This window comes from Pseudomonas sp. LBUM1661 (genome assembly GCF_059695925.1).
Genome location: NZ_CP166794.1, coordinates 2,135,179 through 2,162,172, shown reverse-complemented (window position 1 = coordinate 2,162,172; position 26,994 = coordinate 2,135,179). Strand labels below are relative to the sequence as shown.

Sequence of the window (26,994 nt, the reverse complement as noted above, 5' to 3'; positions counted from 1 at the left end):
GCAGACACTTGCTATTATCACATTACACTTTATTCGTTTTAGGTATTGGACGTATTCTAACGATCACACTCTTACCAGATAACACCCCTCTTACTAACAATCAGATTAACTACTCGATAACTTAACGGACTTTTTATAACAATGATTGAGAGCGTAACCAAACTATATAAAATTCGAAAAATGGCGTAATTACACCCAAGACTCAGAGCGCGTTAACAGAAGACTCAGGAGTCAGATGATCTGACTGCAAGGCGCTAACCGTCAGATGAGTTGAACCTGTGAGCCCGCCTGGCATCCTATTTATCGATACCGCGCCCCACCTTTCAAACGCCTGTTTTCAGGTTGTTGCCGCAGGGGGCATTGATACACGCACGTACCCTTGAGTGGCTGTCAGCGCTCGGGTAATGTCAACAGACCCATAGGACAGAGCACGCCCATGACTTCCAAGCTGGAACAACTCAAACAAATGACCACCGTGGTTGCCGACACTGGCGACTTCGAAGCAATCGCTCGCGTTAAACCCGTGGACGCTACGACCAACCCTTCCCTGCTGCTCAAAGCGGCGGCCATTCCCGGTTATGCCGAGTTGCTGAACGCTTGCGTCAGCGATTGCAAGGGCGATGTTGGCCTGGCCAGTGACCGTTTCGGTGTTGCGGTGGGGCAAGAAATTCTGAAAGTGATCCCTGGCCGTATTTCCACCGAAGTGGATGCGCGCCTGTCGTTCGACACTGACGCCGTATTGAAGCGTGCGCACCGTCTGATCGATCTGTACGACAAGGCTGGTATTGGCCGTGACCGTGTGCTGATCAAGATCGCTTCCACCTGGGAAGGCATCCTCGCCGCCGAGACACTGGAGAAGGAAGGCATCCAGACCAACCTGACCTTGCTGTTCTCCTTCGCACAGGCCGCCGCTTGCGCTGACGCCGGGGTTTTCCTGATTTCGCCGTTCGTGGGTCGTATCTACGACTGGTACAAGAAGGCCAATGGCAATGACTACACCGGCGCGGATGATCCGGGCGTGCAGTCGGTGACACGTATCTACAACTACTACAAGGCCAATGACTACAAAACCGTAGTGATGGGTGCGAGCTTCCGTAACTTGAACCAGATCGAGCAGTTGGCCGGTTGCGACCGTCTGACCATCAGCCCGGACCTGATCGATAAGCTGGCGGCGGATACAGGCAAGCTGGAGCGTAAGTTGGCTCCGGGTCACGCTGGTGAAGCGCGTTTGAGCTTGAATGAAGCGCAGTTCCGCTGGTTGTCCAACGAGGACGCGATGGCGACCGAGAAGCTGGCAGAAGGTATTCGTCAGTTCGCTCGGGATCAGGAAAAGCTTGAGGCGTTGCTGCAAGCCAAGCTCTGATCCACCGACAGCTAACGCAAAAAGGGCGAACCTTCACAGGTTCGCCCTTTTTTGTGTTTGCTGGGTGGTGGGATTGAGGTGGCTTCGCGCGGGCGGGTGAGGTGATCTTGCGGACGCCTTCGCGGGCAAGCCTCGCTCCTACAGGGAAATGTGGTGCCTGCATCGCGTCAGGCGATCAATGCCGCTCGAGCGCGTTCACCAGATCATGGAACGCTTCACGATTGGAGTCGTTCAGGCCCATGAGGATCTTGTGCGCTTCGAGCACTTTGATCCGCACCACTTCTTCGGACTGGTCCTGGTCTGGCAGGTCGGTCAGGCACTCAGGACACGGGATCGGGCGGTCAACGATGTTGAACACTTGCTCGAAGCCCATGGACTGCAAAAGACGGGTGATGTCTTCGTGGGTGGTGACGACGGTCGGCAGCAGGCCAACCTTCTGCCGCGACAGGATAGACAGTTTGGCCAACAGGCCAAGGGTGGTGCTGTCGATGCTGCGGGTTTCGGTCAGGTCGATCACGATCGCGTTGAAGTTCAACGCCGTGAAGATCCGCTCAATAGTCGCATCCAACGCCGAACACAGGGTCAGGCGAACTTCACCGACGAACTTCAGGACGAAGGTGCCGTCCTGCTCGGCGAACTGGATTCTACCGGTACTCATCAAAGATTCCTGCTCAACACCAACAGGGCGATATCATCCGGCATCTCCCCAAGCGTGGCCAATCCAAAAACCTGCCGCAGCCCATCCAGGGTGCCGCCCGCAGCCTTGACCCGTTGGGGCAACGCCGCTTCTTTTTCTTTGAGTGTAGGTTCTGGCAAAAGGTCCAGAATGCCATCAGACATCAGCGTCAGGCTGAACGTCTGCGGCAGCTCCAGCACGTGGTCTTCGTAGGTGGCTTCATTGAAGAGCCCCACCGGCAGGCCACGCCCTTCCAGATAACGAACACTGTCTGGCGTGTACAACACAGGCAACGGTAAATGACCACCGATGCTATAGGTCAACAAACCTGTCTCCTCGTCGATGACTCCACCGACCATTGTGACGTGTTTACCCAGCTTACAACTGATCAGGCCTCGGTTGATATGACCAAGCACCTCTGAAGGCTTGAATTCCGGCAATGTGCCGCTGCGCTTGGATTCAAACAGCAAGCGCGTGGTCATGAACTTCAGCAGCACGGTCACGAAGGCTGAAGAGGCGCCATGACCGGAAACGTCCGCCAGGTAGAAGGCTACCCGACGCTCGTCGACCCGAAAGTAGTCGACGAAATCACCCGACAGGTACAGCGACGGGATGATCTGGTGAGCGAACTGGAACTCGTCGATGGTCCAGGGGCTGACCGGCAGCATGTTCATCTGCACCTGGCGACCGGCGTTCTGGTCTTCCTGGAGCAGGTTCAGGCTGGCGGCGAGCTCGCGGTTGGCCTTTTCCAGCTTCTCGCGGTAGCGCTGGTTTTCCAGCAGCAGGCGCGCACGATCCAGTGCCCGGCGCACAGAGTGCTCGAGCACAGCCAGATCTTCGAGAGGCTTGATCAGGTAGTCCGCTGCGCCCAGGCGCAGGGCCTCGACCGCGTCGTTCATCACGCCGGCGCCCGAAACCACGATCACCGGGGTTTGCGGCGACAGCTCGGTGACCTGACGGATAAGTTCGAGTCCGCCCATCTGCGGCATGCGCAGATCGCAGATGACCAAGTCGGGCTTGTCTTGCTCGAATACCTGAAGTCCCTGCTGGCCATTGCTGGCCTGCAAGACGCTGAAACCACTGTCTTCCAAATAGGCGGCGAGGCTCGCGCGCACTACTTCGTCATCATCGATTATCAGCAGCGTGGCACTGGTTTTTGGCATGTGGGCAAACGGCGCCAGAATTAGGTTGGCGTAGCAGGCAGGGGTTTTGGCCCGGCTCACACTACTGGATTCGCTTTCTAGCCTCTCTGTCGCACTGTTTTCGAGCATTTGCCCTACACACAGGTACACCAGAGGTGCCCTTCTAAGGCGCAGACGGTACTCCCATCCGCGGGGCGTTTCAAGCTCACGCCGATGGTCGCTTGACGTCTTACCCTTTCAAATCACCAGGAGTTATAAGAACACGCAAAACCGTAACCTAATCGAAGGTACGGATCAGTCAAAACGGCCCCGCCAACAAACGAAAAAAGGCGGCCATCGGGCCGCCTTCTGCGTGTCTACCGGTCGAGATTAAAAATCGTCTTCGACCTGGCCGTCTTTGACTTTGAACTCGCGGTTCTGCAAGTACGCATTGCGGATGAAGATGTACTTGTCGCCGGTGATCAGCTTCTCGGACGACAGCAGGTTGGCGCGGGCGTCGGTCACATCCAGCGCGAAGAACGAGTTGCGCACCGCCACATCGTCGACGTAGCGATAAGGGCTGGTGTAGGAGTCAACGAACTTGGATGGCGCATCACGCAAGGTGCTTGGACCGAAGAACGGCAGCATCAAGTACGGACCGCTGCCGACGCCCCAATAGCCAAGGGTCTGGCCGAAGTCTTCGTCATTACGCTGAAGGCCCATTTTTGTGCCGACATCGATGAAGCCCAACACGCCGAAGGTGGTGTTGAAGATCAGTCGTGCGGTATCGACACCCGCGGCGGCCGGCTTGGCCTGCAGCACGTCGTTGGCCAGGTTGCGCACATCGCCGATGTTCTTGAAAAAGTTGTGAATGCCATCTTCGACAAACTGCGGCGTCACGTATTGGTAGCCCTGGGCCAATGGCTTGAGCGCATACGTGTCGAGGACGTCGTTGAATTTGTAGATCGGACGGTTGATGCTTTCCCAAGGATCATCTTCCGAGGCTGCCTGGGCAGCAAACGGGACCAGCAGCGCACTGGCGCATACACAAAGCTGAGCTAGATGATTGCTCCAGCGCATAAAAAACTCCTTGGATTGTACTGGCGCGGGCCATGGGCCCAAGCGTTAAGCTGGCTAGTATAAGACGGAAAGGCCGCTTTAGGCAGCATCGCGCGGACCAGGTCATGGAGGATAGGTGATGATTGTGAGCGATTCACATCCGTGTCACTCAACTGTCACCGGCGCGCCTTAGCCTCGAAGCTATTTCAGGGACGTTGATATGCCGCACGCCGAAACCTTGCCTCTCGCCGCACCCAGTCTGACCGCCGTGCTGTTCGGCCTCAGTGGCTGCCTGGTGGATTTCGGCGCCCGTACGCGCTCGTACGGCAGTCACGCGGAGGAGCACGCCGAGGTTACGCTGGGTGCTTTAGAGAGTTTGCACAGTCTGCAGAATCAGCAAATCCCCTGCGCCTGGCTGGATGAGTTGCCCCCTGCCCTCAGCCATTCCCTGGCCGCCGCCCTGCCGGAATGGATCAAACCTTCGCAACACCCCGAAACAATCAAACCTTGGCCTGCACCCGATGCCTGCTGGAAAGCCCTGATGACGTTGAATGTCGAGTGCCTGGACGGCTGCGTGCTGGTCAGCGGCGAACCGCGACTGCTACAAGCGGGGCTCAATGCCGGCTTGTGGACGATTGGCTTGGCGTCCTGCGGTTCGCTGTGTGGGCTGGCGCCCACCGAATGGCAGGCGCTGACACAACAGGAACGCGAGTTCAAACGCGGCAAGGCAACGGTGCAGTTGTTCAGCCTGGGCGTGCATTCGGTGATCGACCACCTCGGTGAACTCGACACCTGCCTGGCCGACATCAGCCTGCGCCGACTCAAGGGCGAAAAGCCCTGATCGAGATCATGCACGTTGCACGGGAGTGGATTAATCTAAAGGTCAGCCATAGACCTTTGGCGCGCTGCTGCGGTCTATGCCAGTGCCTATCGATAAAAGGAAGAACGCCATGCCTGCCCGCGAACTGCAACAACAGCTCAATACTCTGCGCGAGCAATTGGAACAGAATCCACCACTGACCGAAGTCGAGCGCGAAGACCTGCACGCGCTGATGCAACAGATCGAACTTGAGCTTGAGCTGGAAACCAAAACCCAGGATTCCAGCCTCGCCGACAATGTGAACCTGGCCGTAGAACGCTTCGAAATCGAACACCCGACCCTTGCCGGCACCTTGCGCAACATCGTGCAAGCACTGGCCAACATGGGTATCTGATCCCGCCTGATACAAAAAAGCCCCGCTAGAGATAGCGGGGCTTTTTAACATCTGCAATTTGAAATGCAATCCCCTGTGGGAGCGGGCTTGCTCGCGAAAGCGGTGTGTCAGTCACGTTAATGGTGAATGTGCCGCCGTCTTCGCGAGCAAGCCCGCTCCCACATGGGTTCTTTATTGGCGGACCAGGCGGTGGTTCGGCAGTTGCACTGCTTCGGTACTGCGATACGGGTTGATGTCCAACCCACCGCGCCGCACATACCGCGCATACACCGTCAATTTCTCTGGCTTCAACAGTCGCTGCAGGTCGAGAAAGATCCGCTCGACGCACTGTTCATGGAAGTCCGAGTGCTGACGGAAACTCACGATGTATTCCAGCAAACTCGCGTGATCCAGCGCCGCGCCACGGTATTCCACCGCCACACTGCCCCAGTCCGGCTGGCTGGTCACCGGGCAGTTGGATTTGAGCAAATGACTGTGCACGCGCTCTTCGACAATGCGCGACTCATCGCAACGCAGCAGTTCCGGACGCGGATGCTCATAGTTGCTGACGCTGATGTCCAGGTCATCGATGCACACGCCCGGCAATGCCACGACGCCTTCGGCCTCAACCTCTTTCAGGCTGCGGATCCGCACGCCGACCGGTTTGCCGGCAGCGGCCGACAGGTCTTTCGCCAGCGTTGCTTCAAGGCTGGCGGTGTCGGCAAACGGCGTCTGGTTCAGCGAATTGAGGTACAGCTTGAACGACTTCGATTCGATGATATTCGGCGAATCCGCCGGGATGCTGAATTCACCGATGGCCACCACCGGCTTGCCCGACGGCAACAGCCACGACAGCTCGAAGCAGTTCCAGAAATCCACGCCCTTGTACGGCAGGGTGTCCGCCGTCAGGCCCAGCTCGGCCCATTTCGCGGTGCGCGGGATCGGGAACAGCAAGGACGGCGTGTACGTGGCGATGTATTCGCTGGATTTGCCCAGCGGCGAGTGTTCGGCTGCGGGATGCATGGCGGAAACCTGACTGAAGAATCAGCGGATTCTACCAGCCTTTGCTCCCGCCTTTGAGTGCTTACTGACTGACTGTCAGTTTGCCGACCATGCCGGCCTGGTAATGACCGGGAATGTTGCAGGCAAACTCCAGGTTGGTGGCTTTGGTGAAAGTCCAGGTGAGCTCGGCGGTTTTGCCCGGCTCAACCAGTACGCTATTCGGGTCGTCGTGTTTCATCATCCCATGATCCATACCGGCCATTGTGCCGTGGTCCATTTCCTTCATGCCTGTAGGCGTGAGCATGCCGCTCTGCTGCATCTTCAGCATTTCCTGCTGATGCTTTGCATGCATCGCCGCATCACCGAGGTTGAATTCGTGCAGCAGCTGGCCTTTATTCACCAGCACAAAACGAACCGTCTCACCGGCCTTGATCTCGATGGCCTTGGGCGTGAACGACATGTCGCCCATCACCACTTCAACACTGCGGGTCGCCTTGGCGGCCGGCGCCGGCTGACCGAAGTCGTAGGTCTGCGCCGGCGATGCCCACACCGGCGAGCTCAGCGCCAACACACACGCGGCCAACACCAGAGATTTGCGCAAAAACATAGTCGTACTCCAACAAGAAAAGGTTCAGCCTGTGGAAAACTCTAAACTGCTACCACTGCCGATAACCTGACAGCCAGATTACAACTTTGTCAGGTTGGCCTGTACGCACGCTGCCCACGGTATAAAGCGTTCGTTCCATTTACCACGAGTTGCCCATGAAACTGCTGATCGTCGAAGACCAACCGAAAACCGGCCATTACCTGCGCCAGGGCCTGGCCGAGGCTGGCTTCAACACCGAATTGGTGGCCGACGGCATCACCGGTCAGCAACTGGCGTTGAGCGGCGATTACGCACTGTTGATTCTCGACGTGATGCTGCCCGGCCGTGATGGCTGGCAGATTCTGCAAGCGGTGCGCGGGGCGGGCCTGGATACGCCGGTTCTGTTTCTGACCGCGCGCGACGCCGTGGAGGACAGGGTTCACGGCCTCGAACTGGGTGCCGACGATTATCTGGTCAAGCCCTTCGCCTTCTCCGAACTGCTGGCCCGGGTCCGCAGCCTGTTGCGCCGCGGCAGCGCCACGCCGCAGGAAACCAGCCTGCAACTGGCGGACTTGCGTCTGGACCTGATTCGTCGCCGGGTCGAGCGCAGCGGTCAGCGCATCGACCTGACCGCCAAGGAATTCGCCCTGCTGGAAATGCTCCTGCGCCGACAGGGCGAAGTGCTGCCGAAGTCGCTGATTGCTTCCCAGGTCTGGGACATGAATTTCGACAGCGACACCAATGTCATTGAAGTGGCGATCCGTCGCCTGCGCCTGAAGATCGACGACGAATTCCCCAACAAGTTGATTCATACCGTGCGCGGCATGGGTTACGTCCTTGAAGAGCGCCCGGCCTGATGCGTCGACTTTCGCTGAGCAGTCGTCTGGCGCTGCTGTTCGCCGCGTGCACCGCGGTGGTTTCGCTGTTCGCCGGGGTGTTGTTCAGTCGCGCCAGTGAGGCGCACTTCGTTGAGCTCGATCAGCAACTGCTGGACGGCAAGTTGATCGGGTTGCGCCGGGCGCTTCAAGACATTCAATCGAGTGAAAGCGAAGTCAAACTGGCCGATGAGTTGAGCCGACAGGCTGATCTGTCGCTGCGCATCAGCGGTAGCGACGGCAAGCGCTGGTACGACAGTTCGGCTCGCCTACCGGATAAGCTCCCGCATAAAACGGGTCTGTCGACCATCAACGAAGACGGCACCGACTACCGCGTCCTGAATGCGCCATTGTTTGCCGACAAAGCTGATTCGCCGCAACTGACCCTGCTGCTGGACATCACCCATCATCAGCATTTCCTGCAACGCATGCAGCACCTGATCTGGCTGACGGTCGGCTTGTCGGCCCTGGCCACGGCGCTGCTGGGTGCCTGGGCGGCGCGCAGTGGCTTGCGGCCGTTGCGGCGCATGAGTGCGGTCGCTCGCGGTGTTTCCGCGCAATCGCTCAACGCACGCCTGCCCGAAGAGCACATGCCGCCAGAGCTCGCGGAAATGGCCCACCACTTCAACGCCATGCTCGGACGCCTCGACGACTCTTTTCAACGGCTCTCGGCCTTCTCCGCCGACATCGCCCATGAACTGCGCACGCCGTTGTCGAACCTGCTGACCCACACCCAAGTCACCCTCACCCGCCCACGGCCGATCGAGGATTACCGCGAAGCGCTGCACAGCAACCTCGAAGAACTGCAATGGATGGCGCAGTTGGTCAACGACATGTTGTACCTGGCCAAGGCTGACCATGGTTTGTTGACGCCCAAACGCGAACCGCTGGAACTGGCGGAAGAAGTGGATGTGCTGCTGGAGTTTTTTGCGCCGTTGGCCGAGGACGCGCAAGTGACGCTCCGTCGCGACGGGCAAGCGCGCATTGAGGGCGATCGCAGCATGTTGCGGCGGGCGCTTTCGAATTTGCTGGATAACGCGTTGCGGTTTACGCCGGTTAACGGGGAGGTTCGGGTGCGGATCGTTGATCAGCCCAAAGGATTGAGCCTGATGGTTGAGAACAGTGGAAACGCCATTGACGAGGCGTTGCTACCGCGCCTGTTTGATCGCTTCTACCGGGCGGATCCGGCGCGTCATGAGGGTAGCAGTGAACATGCGGGGTTGGGGTTGGCGATCACCCAGTCGATCATCCGCGCCCATGGTGGGCAGATTCGTTGTGAATCGGATGAAGGGTGGACGCGGTTTGTGATTGAGTTGCCGACGGGGGATTGAGGTCAGCAGGGCCGACCTCTTCGCTGGCAAGCCAGCTCCCACAGGGTTTCGAGTCGTTCACAACGGTGTGATTCAACGCTGACACTGTGGGAGCGGGCTTGCCCGCGAAGGCGATCTCAGGGCTTACGAATACCGCAACGCGTGAGCCGGCTCGATTTTAGCCGCACGCCACGCCGGATAAACTGTCGCCAAGAAGCTCAGGATGAAACCCGCCGAGCAGATCAACAACACATCCCCGCCCTGCAATTCAGACGGCAAGTTGCTGACGAAATACACGTCGGAACTGAAGATGTGCTGCCCGCTGACCCGCTCCATCCAGCCCACCAGCTCACTGACGTTCAGCGCCGCAATCACGCCCAGCACGCCACCAATCAAAGTGCCGACAATCCCGATCACCGTACCCTGCACCATGAAGATCGCCATGATCTGCCCCGGCGTGGCGCCGATGGTGCGCAGGATCGCGATGTCCGCGCCCTTGTCGTTCACCACCATGATCAGGGTCGCGATGATGTTGAACGCAGCGACGGCAACGATCATCAGCAACAGCAGGCCGATCATGGTTTTTTCCATTTTCATCGCGCTGAACAGGCTGCCCTGGGTGTGGGTCCAGTCGTCAGCCTTGTAAGCCGCGCCCAGCCCTGTCGCGATGTCGCTCGAGACTTGCGGTGCGGCGTACAGATCCTTCACCGCCAGGCGCACGCTCTGCACCTGATTCGGCTCCCAATGCTGCATCTGTGCAGCATCGGCGACGTGAATCAGCGCCATCGAACCGTCCAGCTCGGCGCCAACCTTGAACACGCCCACCACGTTCAGCCGCTGCATGCGCGGGGTAATGCCACCCGGCGCATTACTGACTTCCGGCACGATCAGGGTGATTTTGTCGCCGACGTTCAAGCGAAAGCGTCTGGCCGTGATCTCGCCGACCACCACGCCGAACTCACCGGGTTTCAAGGCATCAAGACGCCCTTGAACGATGTGCTTGGCGACGATCGAGACCTTGCCTTCCAGCGCCGGATCGACGCCGCTGACCTGGATCGGCTGCATCGTGCCTTTGTAGGACAGCATGCCTTCCATCTCGGTGAACGGCACCGCCGCCGTGACTTCCGGATTTTTCATCGCGGCCGCGGCCACCGGTTGCCAATCACTGATGGGGTTCACGCCGACGATGGTCGCGTGAGGCACCATGCCGAGGATGCGCGAGCTCATTTCGCGCTGAAAGCCGTTCATCACCGACAACACCACGATCATCGCCAGCACGCCCAGGGCGAGGCCGATCATCGAGGTCATCGAGATGAAGGAAACAAAGCGATTGCGGCGCTTCGCACGGGTATAGCGCGCGCCGATAAAGATCGATAACGGTCTGAACATTCGCTGGGGCACCGTATAAAAATAAAAGACCCGACGGACTTTTCAGCCGCGCCGGGTTTCGGCCAATCAGATGGGCGTCAGGCAACCTTCCTGCAAATGCAGGACGCGATCCATCTGGCGAGCCAGGTTCATGTCGTGAGTCACCACCAGGAACGCCGTGCGCATCGAGGTGCTGAGTTCCAGCATCAAATCCTGAATGCCCTGGGCGGTGTGGGAGTCGAGGTTGCCGGTCGGCTCGTCGAGCATCACCAGGCCTGGCTTGTTCACCAGTGCGCGGGCGATGGCCACACGCTGGCGTTCGCCACCGGACAATTCCGACGGTTTGTGCTGCAGGCGATGACCCAGCCCTACCCGCTCCAGCAACGCGGTGGCACGCTGACGCGCTTCCGGGATCGCCGTCTTGCCGATCAGCAGCGGCATGCAGACGTTTTCCAGCGCGGTGAATTCCGGCAGCAAGTGGTGGAACTGGTACACGAACCCGAGGGAACGGTTACGCAGCAGCCCACGATTCTTCTCGCTCAGCGCCGAAAGCTCTTCGCCGTCGAGCCAGACGCTGCCCTTGGTCGGCGTATCGAGACCGCCCAGCAGGTTGAGCAAGGTACTTTTGCCCGAACCCGAGGTGCCAACGATCGCCACGCGCTCACCCGGATGCAGCTCCAGTTGCAGACCGGCCAGAACCTCTACCGACTCCGGGCCTTCCTCGTAGGATTTGCCGAGGTTGCGGCAGCTCAAGATTGCTTTATCACTCATGCCCAACTCACTCATAACGTAGCGCCTCCGCAGGCTGGGTGCGCGCGGCACGCCAGGCTGGATACAGGGTGGCGAGGAAACTCAGGACCAACGCGGCGGCGCAGACCATCAACACGTCCTGGCTCTGCACTTGCGACGGCAGGTAATCGATGAAATACACGTCGGCGTTCAAGAATTTATGGCCGATCAGGCCTTCAAGGGCAGAGATCGCGGCGCTGACGTTCAACGCGGCGAAGATCCCGACCACGGCGCCGATCAGCGTACCGACCACACCAATGACCGTGCCCTGGACCATGAAGATCGCCATGATCGAACCCGGCGTGGCGCCGAGGGTTCGCAGAATCGCAATGTCGCCCTTCTTGTCGTTCACCACCATCACCAGCGTGGAAATGATGTTGAACGCGGCGACGGCGACAATCAGCAGCAACAGCAAACCGATCATGGCTTTTTCCATGCGGATCGCCTGATACAGATTGCCGTGGGTGCGGGTCCAGTCACGGGCGTAGAAATGATCTTCGCCGAGCTCCTGGGCAATGGTCCACGCCACGCGTGGTGCCTGGAACAGGTCATCGAACTTCAACCGGATGCCCTGCACCTGATCGGGTTTCCAGCGATGCAGCCTGGCCAGATCCTGCAGGTTGGTGACGCCCAGGTAGCCGTCGATCTCACCGGCGCCGACATGGAAAATGCCGACCACGGTGAAGCGTTTCATGCGCGGGAACATCCCGGCCGGGGTCACGGTGACTTCCGGCGCCACGAAGGTCAGCTTGTCGCCGACCGCAGCGCCGAGCTTGGCCGCCGCCTTGTCGCCGATGACAATGCCGAAACTGCCCGGCGCCAGGTCGTCGAGTTTGCCTTGCAGCATGAACTTATCAATGATCGAGACGTTGCGCTCCAGCGCAGGGTCGATGGCATTGAGCAGGACTTTGGAGACCTTGCCGTTGTTGGTCAGCAAACCCTGCATCTGGGTGAACGGCGCAACGGCCGTCACCTGCGGGTTCTGCTTGACCTTGGTGGCCAGGCTTTGCCAGTCGCTGATCGGTTCACCGGACTCGATGGTCGCATGGGGCACCATGCCCAGCACGCGGGTGCGCATCTCATGATCGAAGCCGTTCATGACCGACAACACCACGATCATCACGACCACGCCGAGGGCGAGTCCGATCATCGAGGTCAGGGAAATGAACGACACAAAATGATTGCGACGCTTTGCACGGGTATAACGCGTGCCAATAAATACGAAGAGAGGTCTGAACATGTCGGGGCTTGTTCGGAGGGAAAAGGAACGTCCTTGTGGCGGGGGTCGATAACCAGCTTTACACTCAGACCACCGCCGCTACCATGGGTTCGCCATGTCGACATTAGATGAAGAAGATCGCCGCGAATACTACCGTATCGAGGATTCGATCGCACTGGAAATTCGGCCCCTGTCTGCACCCGAAGCCGCAGGCCAGGAAGTGTTGCAGGATGCTTCCCCACTCTTCAACTTGCTCAGCGAACTGCACCTGAGCGAATTCGAGTCGCAACACCTGCTGCGCCAGATCAGTGAACGCGACCGCAACCTCGCGGCCTTCCTGAAATCCCAGAATAAACGCATCGATTTACTCAGCCAGGTGATCGCCATCACCGTGCTCGGGCAGATCGGCGAGCCGCAGCCAGTGATCATTTCCGAAGGGGGCATCGACTTTCAGCATCCGACCCCGATTGCCGCCGGCGCACACCTGTCCGTCAAACTGGTGCTGATGCCGCAAGCCCTCGGGCTGCTGCTGCGGGCCCGCGTCACCCATTGCGATCGCAACGGCGACGGCTATGACATCGGCACCGAGTTTGTGTACCCGACCGATGCGCAACGTCAGTTGCTGGCCCGCTACATCTTGCAAAAGCAGGCCCAGGAACGACGCCTGGCCCGCGAACAAATCGAATCAGGCATTTAATTTAAGGAAGAACCGTGACCCTCATCTACGGCCATCGCGGCGCCAAGGGCGAAGCACCGGAAAACACCCTGACCAGCTTTCAGGAATGCCTCAAGCACGGCGTACGCCGCTGCGAGCTGGACCTGCACCTGTCCATGGACAACGAGTTGATGGTCATCCATGACTCGACGCTAAAGCGCACCACCGACCGGCGCGGCAAAGTCGTCGAGCACACCGCCAAGGAGCTGGTGACGTACGACGCGCGCAAGGGCGGCCCGGGCTGGATCAAGCCGTGCCCGATTCCAACGCTGGAAGAACTGTTCGAAAAATGCGATTTCGAGCACTGGCAGCTCGAAGTCAAAAGCGCTTCACGCACTCGCGCCGTCACCACGGTGCTGGCGATTCGCGAAATGGCTCAGCGTTTCGGCCTGCTCGACAAGGTGACGATCACCTCGAGTTCGCGGGAAGTCTTGAAAGCCGCGCTGGACCTGGTGCCGGACGTGTCTCGCGGATTGGTGGCCGAATACGCCTGGCTCGACCCGTTGAAGGTCGCGCAAAGCTACGGCTGTGAGATTCTGGCGCTGAACTGGACCCTGTGTACGCCGGAACGCCTGCAGAAGGCGCAGCGTCAGGGGCTGCATGTGTCGGTGTGGACAGTCAACGAGCCCGCGCTGATGCGCAGACTCGCCGACTTCGGCGTTGACAGCCTGATTACAGACTTTCCCGGTTTGGCCAGCGCCACGCTCGAGAATTGCTGAAATCGGTCTCCCCGGCCGGCTCAGGCCACCGGCCGGAGCCGCTCAAAAAAGCCGGTTGAGGCCATCGTACGCCGCTACCCGATAGGCTTCAGCCATGGTCGGGTAGTTGAACGTCGTGTTGACGAAGTACTTCAGGGTGTTCAGTTCGCCCGGCTGGCTCATGATCGCCTGACCGATGTGCACGATCTCCGACGCCTGATAACCGAAGCAGTGAACGCCCAGCACTTCCAGCGTCTCGCGGTGGAACAGGATCTTCAGCATGCCCTGCGGCTCGCCGGCGATCTGTGCACGCGCCATGCTCTTGAAGAACGCCTTGCCCACTTCGTACGGCACCTTGGCCTGAGTCAGCTCTTGCTCGTTCTTGCCGATCGAGCTGATCTCCGGAATGGTGTAGATGCCGGTCGGCACGTCATTCACAAAGCGCCAGCTGTTGTTATCGACGATGCTGCCAGCGGCCGAACGGCCCTGGTCGTGCGCGGCACTGGCCAGGCTCGGCCAGCCGATCACGTCACCGGCACCGTAAATGTTCGGTACGCAGGTGCGGTAGGCTTCGTCGACTTCGATCTGGCCACGGCTGTTGACCTTCACGCCGATGTTTTCCAGACCCAACTGATCGGTGTTGCCGGTACGGCCGTTGCACCAGAGCAAGGCGTCGGCCTTGATCTTCTTGCCGGACTTGAGGTGCAGGATCACGCCGTTGTCCACGCCTTCGACGCGGTCGTACTCTTCGTTGTGGCGAACCGTGATGTTGTTGTTGCTGAAGTGATAACTCAACGCCTGGGAAATTTCCGAGTCGAGGAAGCTCAGCAACTGACCACGGTTGTCCACCAGCTCAACCAGTACACCCAGGCCACTGAAGATCGATGCGTATTCGCAACCGATCACGCCTGCGCCATAAACGATGAGTTTGCGCGGGGTGTGGCCGAGGCTGAGGATGGTGTCGCTATCGTAGATACGCGGGTGGTGGAAATCGATGTCCGCCGGGCGATACGGGCGCGAACCGGTGGCGATGATGATGTGCTTGGCCACCAGTTTTTCGACCACGCCGTTGGCGCAGACCACTTCGATGGTCTGCTCGTCGGCGAAGCTGCCGGTGCCGAAGAACACGTCGACGCGGTTACGGGCGTAGTAGCCGGTACGCGAGGCGACTTGTTTGGAAATGACTTTCTCGGCGCTTTTCAACACGTCCGGAAACGAGAACCAGCGCGGCTCACCAATGGCCCGGAACATCGGGTTGGTGTTGAACTGCATGATCTGCCGGACCGAGTGACGCAGTGCCTTGGACGGGATGGTACCCAGGTGGGTGCAGTTGCCGCCGACCTGGCGACGGCTATCGACCATCGCCACCTTGCGCCCTGCTTTGGCGGCGTTCATTGCCGCGCCTTCTCCCGCCGGGCCGGAACCCAGCACCACCACGTCGTAGTTGTAGACAGCCATGCGTACTCCTCAGAACAGGCCGCGGCGCCATCGGCACCTGCGGCTAAATCACGCCGATCTGTGGCGTGAAGGAACAATTTGGGGCCAGTGCAGAACCCGGACACAGTCTATAGAAGCGTCAACGCCGCGCACATTAACCCTTGGTCGCGTCGTAGGCTAGTTTTGCCTGCACTACAACGCCAGTCTTCAATGCCGGGATCGCCGTGATCACTCGGTTTTTCCGCCACTCAGGCGCTCAAAAGCCTGAGTGGTTCGTGTGACGAAAGCTGTATCGGCACGAATCACAAAGAATGCACCAATGTCGTGTTTTTCTGCGTAGTCCCAACCACGCTCGGGACCGAGAATCAGCAACAGCGTCGATAAGCCATCGGCCATCAACGCCGAAGGATGAATCACCGTGACTGACGCCAGGGTGTGTGCGACCGGTGCACCGGTGCGGGCATCGAAGGTGTGGGAATAACGCCGACCGTCCTGTACGAAATAACTGCGGTAGTCACCGGACGTGGACACACCGTAGCCGTCGACAGCGATCACGCGTTCGGCCACTTGCTGATCATCCCGAGGTTCCTCCAAAGCGATGCGCCAGGGAGAGCCGTCGAGCTTCTTGCCGGCTGCCTTGAGTTCGCCGGTGGCTTCGGCGAGGTAATTATGGATACCCAGTTCTTCCAGCCTGGCAGCAATCGTATCGACCGCGTATCCGGCGGCGATGCTGTTGAAGTCGACTTCGACGGCGGCGTCCTTGCACAGCTGATCGCGATCGATGTGCAAGTGCTGGTAACCGACTCGCTGCCGCACGTCGGCGAGAGCCTGGACGGTGGGGACTTTTTCCTCACGGGCTTGTGGGCCGAAACCCCAGAGATTGAGCAGCGGTTCCACGGTCAGGTCGTAGGAACCTGCGCTTTGTTCCGACAACTGCTCAGCGACACGGACCAGTTTGAGGATCGGCGCGGGCATTTTCTGACAGCGATTGGCGGGGAGATCGTTGAAGCGCTCGATGTCCGAGTCGCTGCGGTAGGTCGACATTTGCTGATCGACGTCTGCGAGGATCTTTTCGACCTCGGCCTGCACCGCTTTCGGCCCGGGCGCGGAGGAATGCCTTACGTATTGAATGGAATAACGACTGCCCATGGTCGGACCGTCGAAGCGTTCCAGACGATCGCCGTTGCCACAACCGGACAAAACGCCGGCCAGCATCACAATCCCAGACCACCGTCCAGTTAACAAATCTTCATCTCCCCTCAAAACCGCGCCCGCCATTATGGGCCTCAGAGCGCATGGGAGCGAGGTCTGTCCAGCGTCTGTCAACAAGACGCAAAACCTGCGGGCTCGCGCCCACAGGTGCAGCGTTTCAAACAAGATTTACCAGCGTGAGTACCTACACATGTCCTCCAACACGAGCAAAGGCAAGGCGATTTTTCGCGTTGTCAGCGGCAATTTTCTCGAGATGTTCGACTTTATGGTCTACGGCTTTTACGCCACGGCCATTGCCAAAACCTTCTTCCCGGCCGACAGCGCTTTCGCTTCCTTGATGTTGTCGCTGGCGACTTTTGGTGCCGGCTTCCTGATGCGCCCGTTGGGGGCGATTTTTCTGGGCGCCTACATCGACCGTAACGGCCGTCGCAAAGGCCTGATCATCACCCTGGCGATGATGGCTGCCGGTACGGTGTTGATTGCCTGTGTGCCGGGTTATGCCACCTTGGGCGTGGCCGCGCCGCTGATCGTGCTGTTCGGTCGACTGCTGCAAGGGTTCTCGGCCGGGGTGGAATTGGGTGGGGTGTCGGTGTACCTGGCCGAAATCTCCACGCCGGGCCGCAAAGGCTTCTTTGTCAGTTGGCAGTCCGCCAGCCAGCAAGCCGCGGTGGTGTTCGCCGGCCTGCTGGGTGTGGGTTTGAACCACTGGCTCAGCCCGGAACAAATGGGTGACTGGGGCTGGCGCGTGCCGTTCCTGATCGGCTGCATGATTGTGCCGGTGATCTTCGTGATTCGTCGGTCGCTGGAAGAAACACCGGAATTCCAGGCGCGTAAACATCGCCCTACCCTGCGGGACATCGTCCGTTCGATCGGGCAGAACTTTGGCATTGTCATCGCCGGCATGGCGTTGGTGGTGATGACCACGGTGTCGTTCTATCTGATCACCGCCTACACCCCGACCTTCGGCAAAGCCGAACTGCACCTGTCGGATCTGGATGCGTTGTTGGTGACGGTGTGTATCGGCTTGTCGAACTTCTTCTGGCTGCCGGTGATGGGCGCATTTTCCGACAGGGTCGGACGCAAACCCTTACTGCTGGCGGCGACTATTCTGGCCATCCTCACCGCCTACCCTGCCCTGTCATGGCTGGTGGCGAACCCGAGCTTCAGCCATTTGCTGATCGTCGAGTTGTGGCTGTCGTTCCTGTATGGCTCGTACAACGGCGCCATGGTCGTGGCGCTGACCGAGATCATGCCGGTGGACGTTCGTACAACCGGCTTCTCGTTGGCCTACAGCCTGGCGACGGCAACCTTTGGCGGGTTTACGCCGGCGGCCTGTACGTACCTGATTCATGTGCTGGATAACAAAGCTGCGCCGGGGATCTGGCTCAGTGGTGCGGCGGTGCTGGGGTTGATTGCGACGCTGGTGTTGTTCCGGGGCAACAAGCATGAATTGCGCACGGCGCAGGCAGCGGTGGTTGGTGGCGCCTGATCGATCGCCTTCGCGGGCAAGCCTCGCTCCCACATTGGATTTGCGGTGTTACCACCCTTGTGTGAGCGCCGCTGATCCCTGTGGGAGCGGGCTTGCCCGCGATGAGGCCCGCTGAGACAACACATGACCAAACCACACGAACAAAAACGCCCCGACCAAAGTCGGGGCGTTTTCGTGTGCAGCTAACTAACGCTTAGCGCGGGAACGCTGGCGGGTTTACACCGGCCATGTCTTCCATCACGCGAACCACCTGGCAGCTGTAACCGAACTCGTTGTCGTACCAAACGTACAGAACAACGCGGTTGTCTTGGGTGATGGTCGCTTCAGCGTCCACCACGCCTGCGTGGCGCGAGCCAACGAAGTCGGTGGAAACCACTTCCTGCGAGTTGACGTAGTCGATTTGCTTGTGCAGATCGGAGTGCATGGCCATTTGGCGCAGGTACTCGTTGATCTCTTCGCGAGTGGTGGCTTTCTCAAGGTTCAGGTTGAGAATGGCCATCGACACGTTTGGCGTCGGAACGCGGATCGCGTTACCGGTTAACTTGCCAGCCAGTTCCGGCAGCGCCTTGGCAGCAGCAGTGGCAGCACCGGTCTCGGTGATCACCATGTTCAGCGCGGCGCTACGGCCACGGCGATCGCCTTTGTGGAAGTTGTCGATCAGGTTCTGGTCGTTGGTGTACGAGTGAACCGTTTCAACGTGACCGTTGACGATGCCGAACTTGTCGTTGACGGCCTTCAGCACCGGCACGATGGCATTGGTGGTGCAGGACGCCGCGGAAACGATCTTGTCGTCAGCGGTGATGTCGCCGTGGTTGATGCCGTGAACGATGTTCTTCAGCTTGCCTTTGCCAGGCGCGGTCAGAACAACGCGGTCGATACCCGGGCAGGCCAAGTGCTGGCCCAGACCGTCGGCGTCACGCCATACACCGGTGTTGTCCACCAGCAGTGCGTCTTTGATGCCGTACTGGGTGTAATCCACTTCAGTCGGGTTTTTCGCGTAGATAACCTGGATCAGGTTGCCGTTGGCGGTGATGGTGTTGTTGGCTTCATCAATGGTGATGGTGCCATCGAACGGACCATGAACCGAGTCGCGACGCAGCAGGCTGGCACGTTTGACCAGGTCGTTCTCGGCGCCCTTGCGGACAACGATGGCGCGCAGACGCAGGCCGTCGCCACCACCAGTTTTCTCGATCAGGATGCGCGCCAGCAGACGGCCGATACGACCGAAGCCGTACAGAACAACGTCGGTGCCCTTGCGAGCGGAAACGTTTTGCTGGCCAACCACGTCAGCCAGTTCTTCGCGGACGAACTGCTCGGCAGTGCGGCCGTTGCCTTCGGTCTTGAATTTGACCGCCAGCTTGCCCAGGTCTACCGAAGCGGCGCCGAGCTTGAGCTCGCTCATGGCTTTGAGCAGCGGGAATGTTTCGTGGACGGACAGTTCGCTGTCATCGGACTGGCGATGACGAGCAAAGCGGTGAGCTTTGAGAATCGCAATGACTGAACGATTGATCAGGCTGCGGCCATAGATCGAGCTCACCACGTTGTTGTTGCGGTAGAGCTGACCGATTAGCGGAATCATCGCTTCTGCGAGTGCTTCACGGTCGATCCATTCACCAAGACACTGGTCGGGCTTCTGAGTCACGGGAACCTTCCACATGTAGGGGCAGAAAAAAGGGGCTACATTATGCCGCCGAGTGCCTCTCGTAGCAATGCGCGCCTGTCGTGCGAGCAGTAACAATTTTCTGTTCAAAAAACTTACGCTGCGCTGAAGCCCAGTAAAACCGGGGCTTTCAGCGCAGTCAAATTTTTGGAGGTAGCGCTGCCTTGTCCGTAACCATCCGTAACACTGGTTAACTTTGCCACTACATAATTGCCAATTTTCACTAAAAAACGGCCGAATTTTGTCTTTACCACTACATTTTGCCCAACCCGCGTAATAGACATATCTGCAACTGACAGCCGGCACCTGAGGCCGCTACAATTACCGACTTTGTCGCAACGCTTGGAGCTCAACCTTCCGTGCCCGTTCTGCGTCTACCGCTTCTCCCTGCCGCGGCAGGTAAACAGCACTGGGGCAACCTGCCCGGTGCCGCCCTGAGCCTGGCCATTGCCGAGGCTGCCAGCGCTGCCAAGCGCTTTACCCTGCTGCTGACCGCCGACAGCCAAAGTGCCGAACGGCTGGAACAGGAGCTGAGTTTCTTCGCCCCGGATTTGCCGGTGCTGCATTTCCCGGACTGGGAAACCCTGCCCTACGATCTGTTTTCGCCACACCAGGACATCATTTCCCAGCGCATTTCGGCCCTGTATCGGTTGCCGGAGCTGAGCCATGGCGTACTGGTCGTGCCGATCACGACCGCCTTGCATCGCCTGGCACCGACCAAATTCCTGCTCGGCAGCAGCCTGGTGCTAGACATCGGCCAGAAGCTCGACGTCGAGCAAATGCGCACCCGGCTTGAAGCCAGCGGCTATCGCTACGTCGACACGGTGTACGAGCACGGCGAATTTACCGTACGCGGCTCGCTGATCGATCTGTTCCCGATGGGCAGCAAATTACCTTTCCGTATCGACCTGTTCGACGACGAAATCGAGACGCTTCGTACATTCGATCCGGAAAACCAGCGCTCTATCGACAAGGTGGAAACCGTTCGCCTGCTGCCAGCGCGAGAGTTTCCGCTGCAAAAGGACGCGGTCACGCGCTTCAAGGCGCGTTTCCGTGAGCGTTTCGACGTCGACTTCCGTCGCTGCCCGATCTTCCAGGATCTGAGCAGCGGGATTACACCGGCCGGTATCGAGTACTACTTGCCGCTGTTCTTCGACGAAACCTCCACGCTGTTCGACTACCTGCCCCAGGACACGCAAGTGTTTTCCCTGCCGGGCATCGAACAAGCGGCAGAGAATTTCTGGAACGACGTGCGCAATCGTTATGAAGAGCGCCGCGTCGATCCCTCCCGTCCTTTATTGCCACCGGCCGAATTGTTCCTGCCGGTAGAGGATTGCTTCGCGCGCCTGAAGAACTGGCCGCGCGTTGTCGCCAGCCAACAGGACGTGGAAACCGGTGTCGGCCGCGAGCGCTTCCCCGCTCGGGAACTGCCGAACCTGGCCATCGAAGCCAAAGCCACCCAACCGTTGGCGGCGCTGGCCGGCTTCCTCGATGAGTTCCCCGGTCGCGTACTGTTTACCGCCGAATCTGCGGGCCGCCGCGAAGTGCTGCTGGAACTGCTGGAACGCCTGAAACTGCGGCCGAAAACCGTCGACAGCTGGCCGGATTTTGTCGCGAGCAAGGAGCGCCTGGCGATCACCATCGCCCCGCTCGACGAAGGTCTGGTGCTCGACGACCCGGCGCTGGCGCTGGTGGCTGAAAGCCCATTGTTCGGCCAGCGCGTGATGCAGCGCCGTCGCCGCGAGAAACGCGCCGACGCCAACAACGATGCCGTGATCAAGAACCTCACCGAGCTGCGCGAAGGCGCGCCGGTGGTGCACATCGATCACGGAGTCGGTCGCTACCTGGGCTTGGCCACGCTGGAAATCGACAATCAGGCGGCTGAATTCCTCGCCCTCGAATACGCCGAAAACGCCAAGCTTTACGTGCCGGTGGCCAACCTGCACCTGATCGCCCGTTACACCGGCAGCGACGATGCGCTGGCCCCGCTCCATCGTCTCGGTTCCGAGACCTGGCAGAAAGCCAAGCGCAAAGCCGCCGAACAGGTGCGCGACGTTGCCGCCGAATTGCTCGACATTTATGCGCGTCGTGCCGCCCGCGAGGGTTATGCCTTTGCCGACCCGAAAGCCGATTACGCGACCTTCAGCGCCGGCTTCCCGTTCGAGGAAACCCCGGACCAGCAAACCACCATCGAAGCCGTGCGCGCCGACATGCTCGCGCCGAAACCGATGGACCGGCTGGTCTGCGGCGACGTCGGTTTCGGCAAGACCGAAGTGGCGATGCGCGCAGCGTTCATCGCGGTGCACGGCGGTCGCCAGGTGGCGATTCTGGTGCCGACCACCCTGCTCGCCCAGCAGCACTACAACAGTTTCCGCGACCGCTTCGCCGACTGGCCGGTGAGCGTGGAAGTGATGAGCCGCTTCAAGTCGACCAAGGAAGTCAACGCCGCGGTCGCGGACCTCGCCGAAGGCAAGATCGACATCGTCATCGGCACGCACAAGCTGCTGCAGGACGACGTGAAGATCAAAAACCTCGGGCTGGTGATCATCGACGAAGAGCACCGTTTCGGTGTCCGTCAGAAGGAACAGCTCAAGGCCCTGCGCAGTGAAGTCGACATCCTCACCCTGACCGCCACGCCGATTCCGCGCACGCTGAACATGGCGGTGTCGGGCATGCGCGACTTGTCGATCATCGCCACGCCACCGGCCCGTCGCCTGTCGGTGCGCACCTTCGTCATGGAGCAGAACAAGAGCACGGTCAAAGAAGCCTTGCTCCGTGAGCTGCTGCGTGGCGGTCAGGTCTACTACCTGCACAACGACGTGAAGACCATCGAGAAATGCGCCGCCGACCTCGCCGAACTGGTGCCGGAAGCGCGGATCGGAATCGGTCACGGGCAGATGCGCGAACGCGATCTCGAACAGGTCATGAGCGACTTCTACCACAAGCGCTTCAACGTGCTGATCGCCTCGACCATTATCGAGACCGGCATCGACGTGCCGAGCGCCAACACCATCATCATCGAGCGTGCCGACAAGTTCGGCCTGGCGCAGCTGCACCAGTTGCGCGGTCGCGTCGGTCGCAGTCACCACCAGGCGTACGCCTACCTACTGACGCCGCCGCGCCAGCAAATCACCCCGGACGCGGAAAAGCGTCTGGAGGCGATCGCCAACACCCAGGACCTCGGCGCGGGCTTCGTGCTCGCCACCAACGACCTGGAAATCCGTGGCGCCGGCGAATTGCTCGGCGACGGGCAGAGCGGGCAGATCCAGGCGGTCGGCTTCACGCTGTATATGGAAATGCTCGAGCGCGCGGTGAAGTCGATCCGCAAGGGCGAACAACCGAACCTCGACCAGCCACTGGGCGGCGGTCCGGAAGTCAATCTGCGGGTACCAGCGTTGATTCCAGAAGATTACCTGCCGGACGTTCATGCTCGACTGATCCTCTACAAACGCATCGCCTCGGCCACCGATGAGGAAGGCCTCAAGGACCTGCAAGTGGAGATGATCGACCGTTTCGGCCTGCTGCCGGAGCCGACCAAGAACCTGATGCGCATCACGGCGCTGAAATTGCAGGCCGAGTTGCTGGGCATCAAGAAAGTCGACGGTGGCCCGCAAGGCGGTCGAATCGAGTTCGCCACGCAAACGCCGGTCGACCCGCTGACGCTGATCAAACTGATCCAGAGCCAGCCCAAACGCTACAAATTCGAAGGCGCCACGATGTTTAAATTCCAGGTGCCGATGGAGCGCCCGGAAGAGCGCTTTAATACTGTAGAGGCGCTGTTCGAGCGCCTCATTCCGAAAACTGCTTGAAGGACGCCGCATGCGCCTGTTTCGCTCACTGACCTTGTTGATCACCCTGTTTGCGCCGACGGCGTTTGCCGATGACTTGTATCAGGTTGAAATGATTCTGGTCCGCCAAAACGCCGTGCCCGCCATCGTCAGCCGGGCCGCGCCGGAAGACTGGGCAGCCGGCGCGCAGCCCGTCAGCCCCGACAGCTTGCTCACGCCAAGCCTCAATGGCGAAGTGGAAAAACTCACCGCCAGCAACGAGTACACGGTGTTGCTGCACAAGGCCTGGAAGCAGAACCTCGGTGAAGAAGCCCGCAAAGTGGCGATCAGCGACGGTGCGGAACAGTTCGGCCAGTTCCCGATCGAGGGCACGCTGAGCCTGAAACTGGGGCGCTTCACCGACGTCGACGCGGATTTCTGGGTCAATCAGATCGATGCCAATGGCATGGTGACCGCCAGCGAGCGCATGAAGCAGGAAAGCCACACCAAGAACGGCCAGCTGAACTTCCTCGACAATGGCCACCTCGGCCTGCTGATCAAGATCACCTCGCTCACCGCCCCTGCGCCTCGGCCAGTCCCCGATGAAATTCCGGACTGATTGAAGTCCTTATGCCGACCCTGAGCAAACCCCTTGCACCTTCCTGGGTCAGCCGATTCAAGGAACAGAGCCTGGAGCGTGGCCGCCGCTATGCGCTGGAAAACCGCGTCAGGATTGTCGAGGCGGGCGACGCAACGATCATCGCGGCGTGTGAAGGTTCTGGCGGTAACGTTTACCGTCAGACCATTCGTCTGCGCGAGTCAGCGAAAGCCACGTTGCTGATGATCGACGCCACCTGCACTTGCCCGGTCCATAACAACTGCAAGCATTGCGCAGCCGTTTTGCTGAAAGTGCAGGAAACCCTGGCCTACCCCGCCGCCGCGCAAGACGCCGAACTGCTGGAAAAGCTCTCGGCCGTGCTGGAAAACCGTAGCCCGAAAGCGCCGCCGCAAGTGCTGGTGGACAACGTGCAACCGGTGCCGCGCCTGTGGCTGGCGAGCATCGAGTTCAGCGCATTCGAACCGCGCAACGGCAAAATGCAGCGTTACATCCAGCATCGCGCGGCGCTGTCTTTCAGCTATCTGGACGAATACGTTTCCGGGCAGAAGAACGCCGACATCTTGATTCGTCAGGAGACACAAACGCTACGGATAAAACGCCACCCGGAAGTCGAACAGGCCTATAGGGAGCAGCTAAGAATCCTCGGCTTCAAGGTCGCCACCCGGCAAAGCAAGGCCTTGCCGGAAAGCGCCGGCGAGCTCTTCGAGATGGTCAACGACAGTGCCTGGCTGACCTTCACCCTCAATGAATTGCCGAAGCTGCGCACCCAGGGCTGGGAGTTGCAGATCGACGAGGATTTCGGTTTCGACCTGACCGCCGTCGACGACTGGTACGCCACCGTCGAACAGGCGCCGGAGCGTGACTGGTTCGATCTGGAACTGGGGATCATCGTCAACGGTGAGCGGCTGAGCTTGTTGCCGATCCTGCTGAACCTGATGCGCTCCCACACTGAAATCCTCAACCCGGAACGCCTCGCCCGTCGGCGCGATGACGAGTTGATTCTGGTGAACATCCCCAACCGCCCGAACTCCGAGTACGGGCCGCTGCAAGTCGCCCTGCCCTTCGGGCGCTTGAAACCGGTGCTGGCAACCCTGGGCGAGTTCTATCTGCAAGGGCCCGGCGAAACCACGCTGCGCCTGAGCAAGGCCGATGCCACGCGGTTGAATCCACTGGAAGACCTGCCACTGCTCTGGGAAGGTGGCGAGCAGATCCGCACCTTCGCCCAGCGTTTGCGGGACATCAAGGATTTCACCGCCACGGCACCAGAGGGCTTGAACGCGACTTTGCGTCCGTATCAGCTGGAAGGCTTGAGCTGGATGCAGTCGCTGCGGCAATTGGAAGTCGGCGGAATCCTTGCGGACGACATGGGCCTGGGCAAAACCCTACAAACCCTGGCGCATATTCTCAGTGAGAAAAACGCCGGACGCCTGGACCGGCCGTGCATGGTGGTGATGCCCACCAGCCTGATCCCGAATTGGCTCGACGAAGCGGCGCACTTCACGCCGCAACTCAACGTGCTGGCGCTGTACGGTGCGAACCGCAAGAAGCACTTTGAGCACCTGGCCGATTACGACCTGATCCTGACCACTTATGCGCTGTTGCCCAAAGACGTCGAACGCCTGGCCGCCCAGCCGCTGCATGTGCTGGTGCTGGATGAAGCGCAGTACATCAAGAATCCGAACAGCAAGGCAGCCCAGGCCGCACGCGAGTTAAACGCTCGCCAGCGCCTGTGCCTGAGTGGCACACCACTGGAAAACCACTTGGGCGAGCTGTGGTCGCTGTTCCACTTCCTGCTGCCCGGCTGGCTCGGCGACGTCAAAAGCTTCAACCGCGATTACCGCGTCCCGATTGAAAAACGCGCCAGCGAAGTAAGACTTCAGCACCTCAACGGCCGGATCAAACCGTTCCTGTTGCGTCGCACCAAGGAACAAGTGGCCACCGAGTTGCCACCGAAAACCGAGATCATCCATTGGGTCGAGCTCAACGAAGCCCAGCGCGATGTGTACGAAACCATGCGCTTGGCCATGGACAAGAAAGTCCGCGACGAGATCACCCGCAAAGGTGTGGCGCGCAGCCAGATCATCATTCTTGAAGCGCTGCTGAAGCTGCGCCAGGTGTGCTGCGATTTGCGCCTGGTCAACGACGCCGCACTGCCGACTCGCGGCAGCACCTCGGGCAAGCTCGATAGCCTGATGGAAATGCTTGAGGAATTGTTTGAAGAGGGTCGGCGGATTCTGCTGTTCTCGCAGTTCACCTCAATGCTGGCGCTGATCGAAGCCGAACTGAAAAAACGCGGGGTTGAATACGCCTTGTTGACCGGGCAGACCCGGGACCGGCGCGCGCCGGTGAAGGACTTCCAGAGCGGCAAGCGTCAGATCTTCCTGATCAGCCTGAAGGCGGGGGGTGTGGGGCTGAACCTGACCGAAGCCGACACGGTGATTCACTATGATCCGTGGTGGAACCCGGCGACGGAAAACCAGGCGACCGACCGGGCGTATCGCATCGGCCAGGAGAAACCGGTGTTCGTCTACAAGATGATTGCCCGGGGCACGGTGGAAGAAAAGATTCAGCACCTGCAAAAGGAAAAGTCCGACCTCGCGGCGGGCGTACTGGATGGACGCTCGGCCGGGGATTGGAAGTTGCAGAGCGACGATATTGAAGCACTGTTTGCGCCGCTGCCGGACAAGCTGGAAAAGCGCTGATGCCTGCAGTGTTTGGCAGATCGCTTTCGCGGGCAAGCCTCGCTCCTACAGGTTTTGAGTCCACCACGAAACCTGTAGGAGCGTGGCTTGCCCGCGAAGATGCCATCATTGAAGAAACCTACTATCAGGGCTTA

At 59.7% G+C, this 26,994-nt stretch carries 22 protein-coding genes; 11 read left to right on the top strand and 11 right to left on the bottom strand.

Annotated elements, in window-relative coordinates:
* The first annotated feature begins 436 nt into the window (after positions 1 to 436).
* Positions 437 to 1,363, top strand: a complete 927-nt coding sequence (tal, locus tag ACA057_RS09945; protein ID WP_497347884.1) for a transaldolase — start codon at positions 437 to 439, stop codon at positions 1,361 to 1,363.
* Between the two features lie 175 nt (positions 1,364 to 1,538).
* On the opposite strand, the gene rssC is transcribed toward tal, so the two are convergent.
* The 3 genes from rssC to ACA057_RS09930 all read right to left on the bottom strand — a co-directional run bounded on the left by rssC (position 1,539) and on the right by ACA057_RS09930 (position 4,240).
* A complete protein-coding gene (gene rssC / locus ACA057_RS09940) occupies positions 1,539 to 2,021 on the bottom strand; it encodes an anti-sigma factor antagonist RssC (protein WP_007935262.1) in 483 nt (160 codons plus the stop codon).
* Positions 2,021 to 3,202 (bottom strand): two-component system response regulator RssB, encoded by a 1,182-nt coding sequence (gene rssB, locus ACA057_RS09935; RefSeq protein WP_401353607.1) that lies wholly within the window; start codon positions 3,200 to 3,202, stop codon positions 2,021 to 2,023. Before rssB ends, rssC begins: the two co-directional genes overlap by 1 nt.
* Positions 3,203 to 3,550: 348 nt before the next feature.
* The gene (locus ACA057_RS09930; RefSeq protein ID WP_497347881.1) at positions 3,551 to 4,240 is read right to left on the bottom strand and encodes an MlaA family lipoprotein; all 690 of its coding nucleotides are present in this window, start codon (positions 4,238 to 4,240) and stop codon (positions 3,551 to 3,553) included.
* Positions 4,241 to 4,439: 199 nt separating this feature from the next.
* On the opposite strand from ACA057_RS09930, the gene pcrP reads away from it, so the two are divergent.
* Positions 4,440 to 5,060 carry an HAD superfamily inactivated hydrolase PcrP gene (pcrP, locus tag ACA057_RS09925; RefSeq protein WP_497347879.1) on the top strand — a complete coding sequence of 207 codons (621 nt, stop codon included), beginning with the start codon at positions 4,440 to 4,442 and terminating at the stop codon, positions 5,058 to 5,060.
* Between the two features lie 109 nt (positions 5,061 to 5,169).
* A complete protein-coding gene (locus ACA057_RS09920; RefSeq protein WP_497347877.1) occupies positions 5,170 to 5,433 on the top strand; it encodes a DUF4404 family protein in 264 nt (87 codons plus the stop codon).
* Positions 5,434 to 5,604: 171 nt separating this feature from the next.
* Here the strand turns inward: ACA057_RS09920 and queF are convergent, their stop codons facing one another.
* Both queF and copI read right to left on the bottom strand, forming a co-directional pair.
* Positions 5,605 to 6,435 (bottom strand): NADPH-dependent 7-cyano-7-deazaguanine reductase QueF, encoded by an 831-nt coding sequence (gene queF / locus ACA057_RS09915; RefSeq protein WP_497347875.1) that lies wholly within the window; start codon positions 6,433 to 6,435, stop codon positions 5,605 to 5,607.
* Positions 6,436 to 6,496: 61 nt separating this feature from the next.
* Positions 6,497 to 7,021 carry a copper-resistant cuproprotein CopI gene (gene copI / locus ACA057_RS09910; RefSeq protein ID WP_497347873.1) on the bottom strand — a complete coding sequence of 175 codons (525 nt, stop codon included), beginning with the start codon at positions 7,019 to 7,021 and terminating at the stop codon, positions 6,497 to 6,499.
* A gap of 155 nt (positions 7,022 to 7,176) precedes the next feature.
* Here copI and ACA057_RS09905 point away from each other — a divergent pair, with 155 nt between their 5' ends.
* Complete coding sequence (locus ACA057_RS09905; RefSeq protein WP_497347871.1) at positions 7,177 to 7,857, top strand: heavy metal response regulator transcription factor; 681 nt, start codon at positions 7,177 to 7,179, stop codon at positions 7,855 to 7,857.
* Positions 7,857 to 9,206, top strand: a complete 1,350-nt coding sequence (locus ACA057_RS09900; RefSeq protein ID WP_497347869.1) for a heavy metal sensor histidine kinase — start codon at positions 7,857 to 7,859, stop codon at positions 9,204 to 9,206. Before ACA057_RS09905 ends, ACA057_RS09900 begins: the two co-directional genes overlap by 1 nt.
* Positions 9,207 to 9,329: 123 nt before the next feature.
* Here ACA057_RS09900 and ACA057_RS09895 read toward each other — a convergent pair whose 3' ends face one another.
* The 3 genes from ACA057_RS09895 to ACA057_RS09885 form a co-directional block, all read right to left on the bottom strand.
* Positions 9,330 to 10,574 (bottom strand): lipoprotein-releasing ABC transporter permease subunit, encoded by a 1,245-nt coding sequence (locus ACA057_RS09895; RefSeq protein ID WP_497347867.1) that lies wholly within the window; start codon positions 10,572 to 10,574, stop codon positions 9,330 to 9,332.
* 66 nt (positions 10,575 to 10,640) lie between these two features.
* Positions 10,641 to 11,324, bottom strand: a complete 684-nt coding sequence (gene lolD, locus ACA057_RS09890) for a lipoprotein-releasing ABC transporter ATP-binding protein LolD (RefSeq protein ID WP_177333648.1) — start codon at positions 11,322 to 11,324, stop codon at positions 10,641 to 10,643.
* Positions 11,325 to 11,331: 7 nt separating this feature from the next.
* On the bottom strand, positions 11,332 to 12,582 hold the full coding sequence (locus ACA057_RS09885) for a lipoprotein-releasing ABC transporter permease subunit (RefSeq protein ID WP_497347865.1): 1,251 nt from the start codon (positions 12,580 to 12,582) through the stop codon (positions 11,332 to 11,334).
* Between the two features lie 94 nt (positions 12,583 to 12,676).
* On the opposite strand from ACA057_RS09885, the gene ACA057_RS09880 reads away from it, so the two are divergent.
* A complete protein-coding gene (locus tag ACA057_RS09880) occupies positions 12,677 to 13,258 on the top strand; it encodes a PilZ domain-containing protein (protein ID WP_497347863.1) in 582 nt (193 codons plus the stop codon).
* Positions 13,259 to 13,272: 14 nt separating this feature from the next.
* Positions 13,273 to 13,995, top strand: coding sequence for a glycerophosphodiester phosphodiesterase (locus tag ACA057_RS09875; protein WP_497347861.1), 723 nt, complete (start codon positions 13,273 to 13,275; stop codon positions 13,993 to 13,995).
* A gap of 42 nt (positions 13,996 to 14,037) precedes the next feature.
* Here the strand turns inward: ACA057_RS09875 and sthA are convergent, their stop codons facing one another.
* Together sthA and ACA057_RS09865 are read right to left on the bottom strand one after the other, a co-directional pair.
* Complete coding sequence (gene sthA, locus ACA057_RS09870; protein WP_401353633.1) at positions 14,038 to 15,432, bottom strand: Si-specific NAD(P)(+) transhydrogenase; 1,395 nt, start codon at positions 15,430 to 15,432, stop codon at positions 14,038 to 14,040.
* 207 nt (positions 15,433 to 15,639) lie between these two features.
* Complete coding sequence (locus tag ACA057_RS09865) at positions 15,640 to 16,626, bottom strand: FAD:protein FMN transferase (protein WP_497347858.1); 987 nt, start codon at positions 16,624 to 16,626, stop codon at positions 15,640 to 15,642.
* A 187-nt stretch (positions 16,627 to 16,813) separates the two neighbouring features.
* Here ACA057_RS09865 and ACA057_RS09860 point away from each other — a divergent pair, with 187 nt between their 5' ends.
* Positions 16,814 to 18,112, top strand: coding sequence for an MFS transporter (locus tag ACA057_RS09860; protein ID WP_497347857.1), 1,299 nt, complete (start codon positions 16,814 to 16,816; stop codon positions 18,110 to 18,112).
* 193 nt (positions 18,113 to 18,305) lie between these two features.
* Here ACA057_RS09860 and ACA057_RS09855 read toward each other — a convergent pair whose 3' ends face one another.
* Positions 18,306 to 19,769, bottom strand: a complete 1,464-nt coding sequence (locus ACA057_RS09855) for a glyceraldehyde-3-phosphate dehydrogenase (protein ID WP_497347855.1) — start codon at positions 19,767 to 19,769, stop codon at positions 18,306 to 18,308.
* A 362-nt stretch (positions 19,770 to 20,131) separates the two neighbouring features.
* Here ACA057_RS09855 and mfd point away from each other — a divergent pair, with 362 nt between their 5' ends.
* From mfd to ACA057_RS09840, 3 genes are read left to right on the top strand one after another with little or no spacing between them, the layout of a single operon-like run.
* On the top strand, positions 20,132 to 23,581 hold the full coding sequence (gene mfd, locus ACA057_RS09850) for a transcription-repair coupling factor (protein ID WP_497347853.1): 3,450 nt from the start codon (positions 20,132 to 20,134) through the stop codon (positions 23,579 to 23,581).
* A 10-nt stretch (positions 23,582 to 23,591) separates the two neighbouring features.
* Positions 23,592 to 24,158: a CsiV family protein gene (locus ACA057_RS09845; protein ID WP_497347851.1), complete on the top strand. Its 567-nt coding sequence runs from the start codon at positions 23,592 to 23,594 to the stop codon at positions 24,156 to 24,158.
* 11 nt (positions 24,159 to 24,169) lie between these two features.
* Positions 24,170 to 26,860, top strand: a complete 2,691-nt coding sequence (locus ACA057_RS09840; protein ID WP_497347849.1) for a DEAD/DEAH box helicase — start codon at positions 24,170 to 24,172, stop codon at positions 26,858 to 26,860.
* The last annotated feature ends 134 nt before the right edge of the window (positions 26,861 to 26,994 follow it).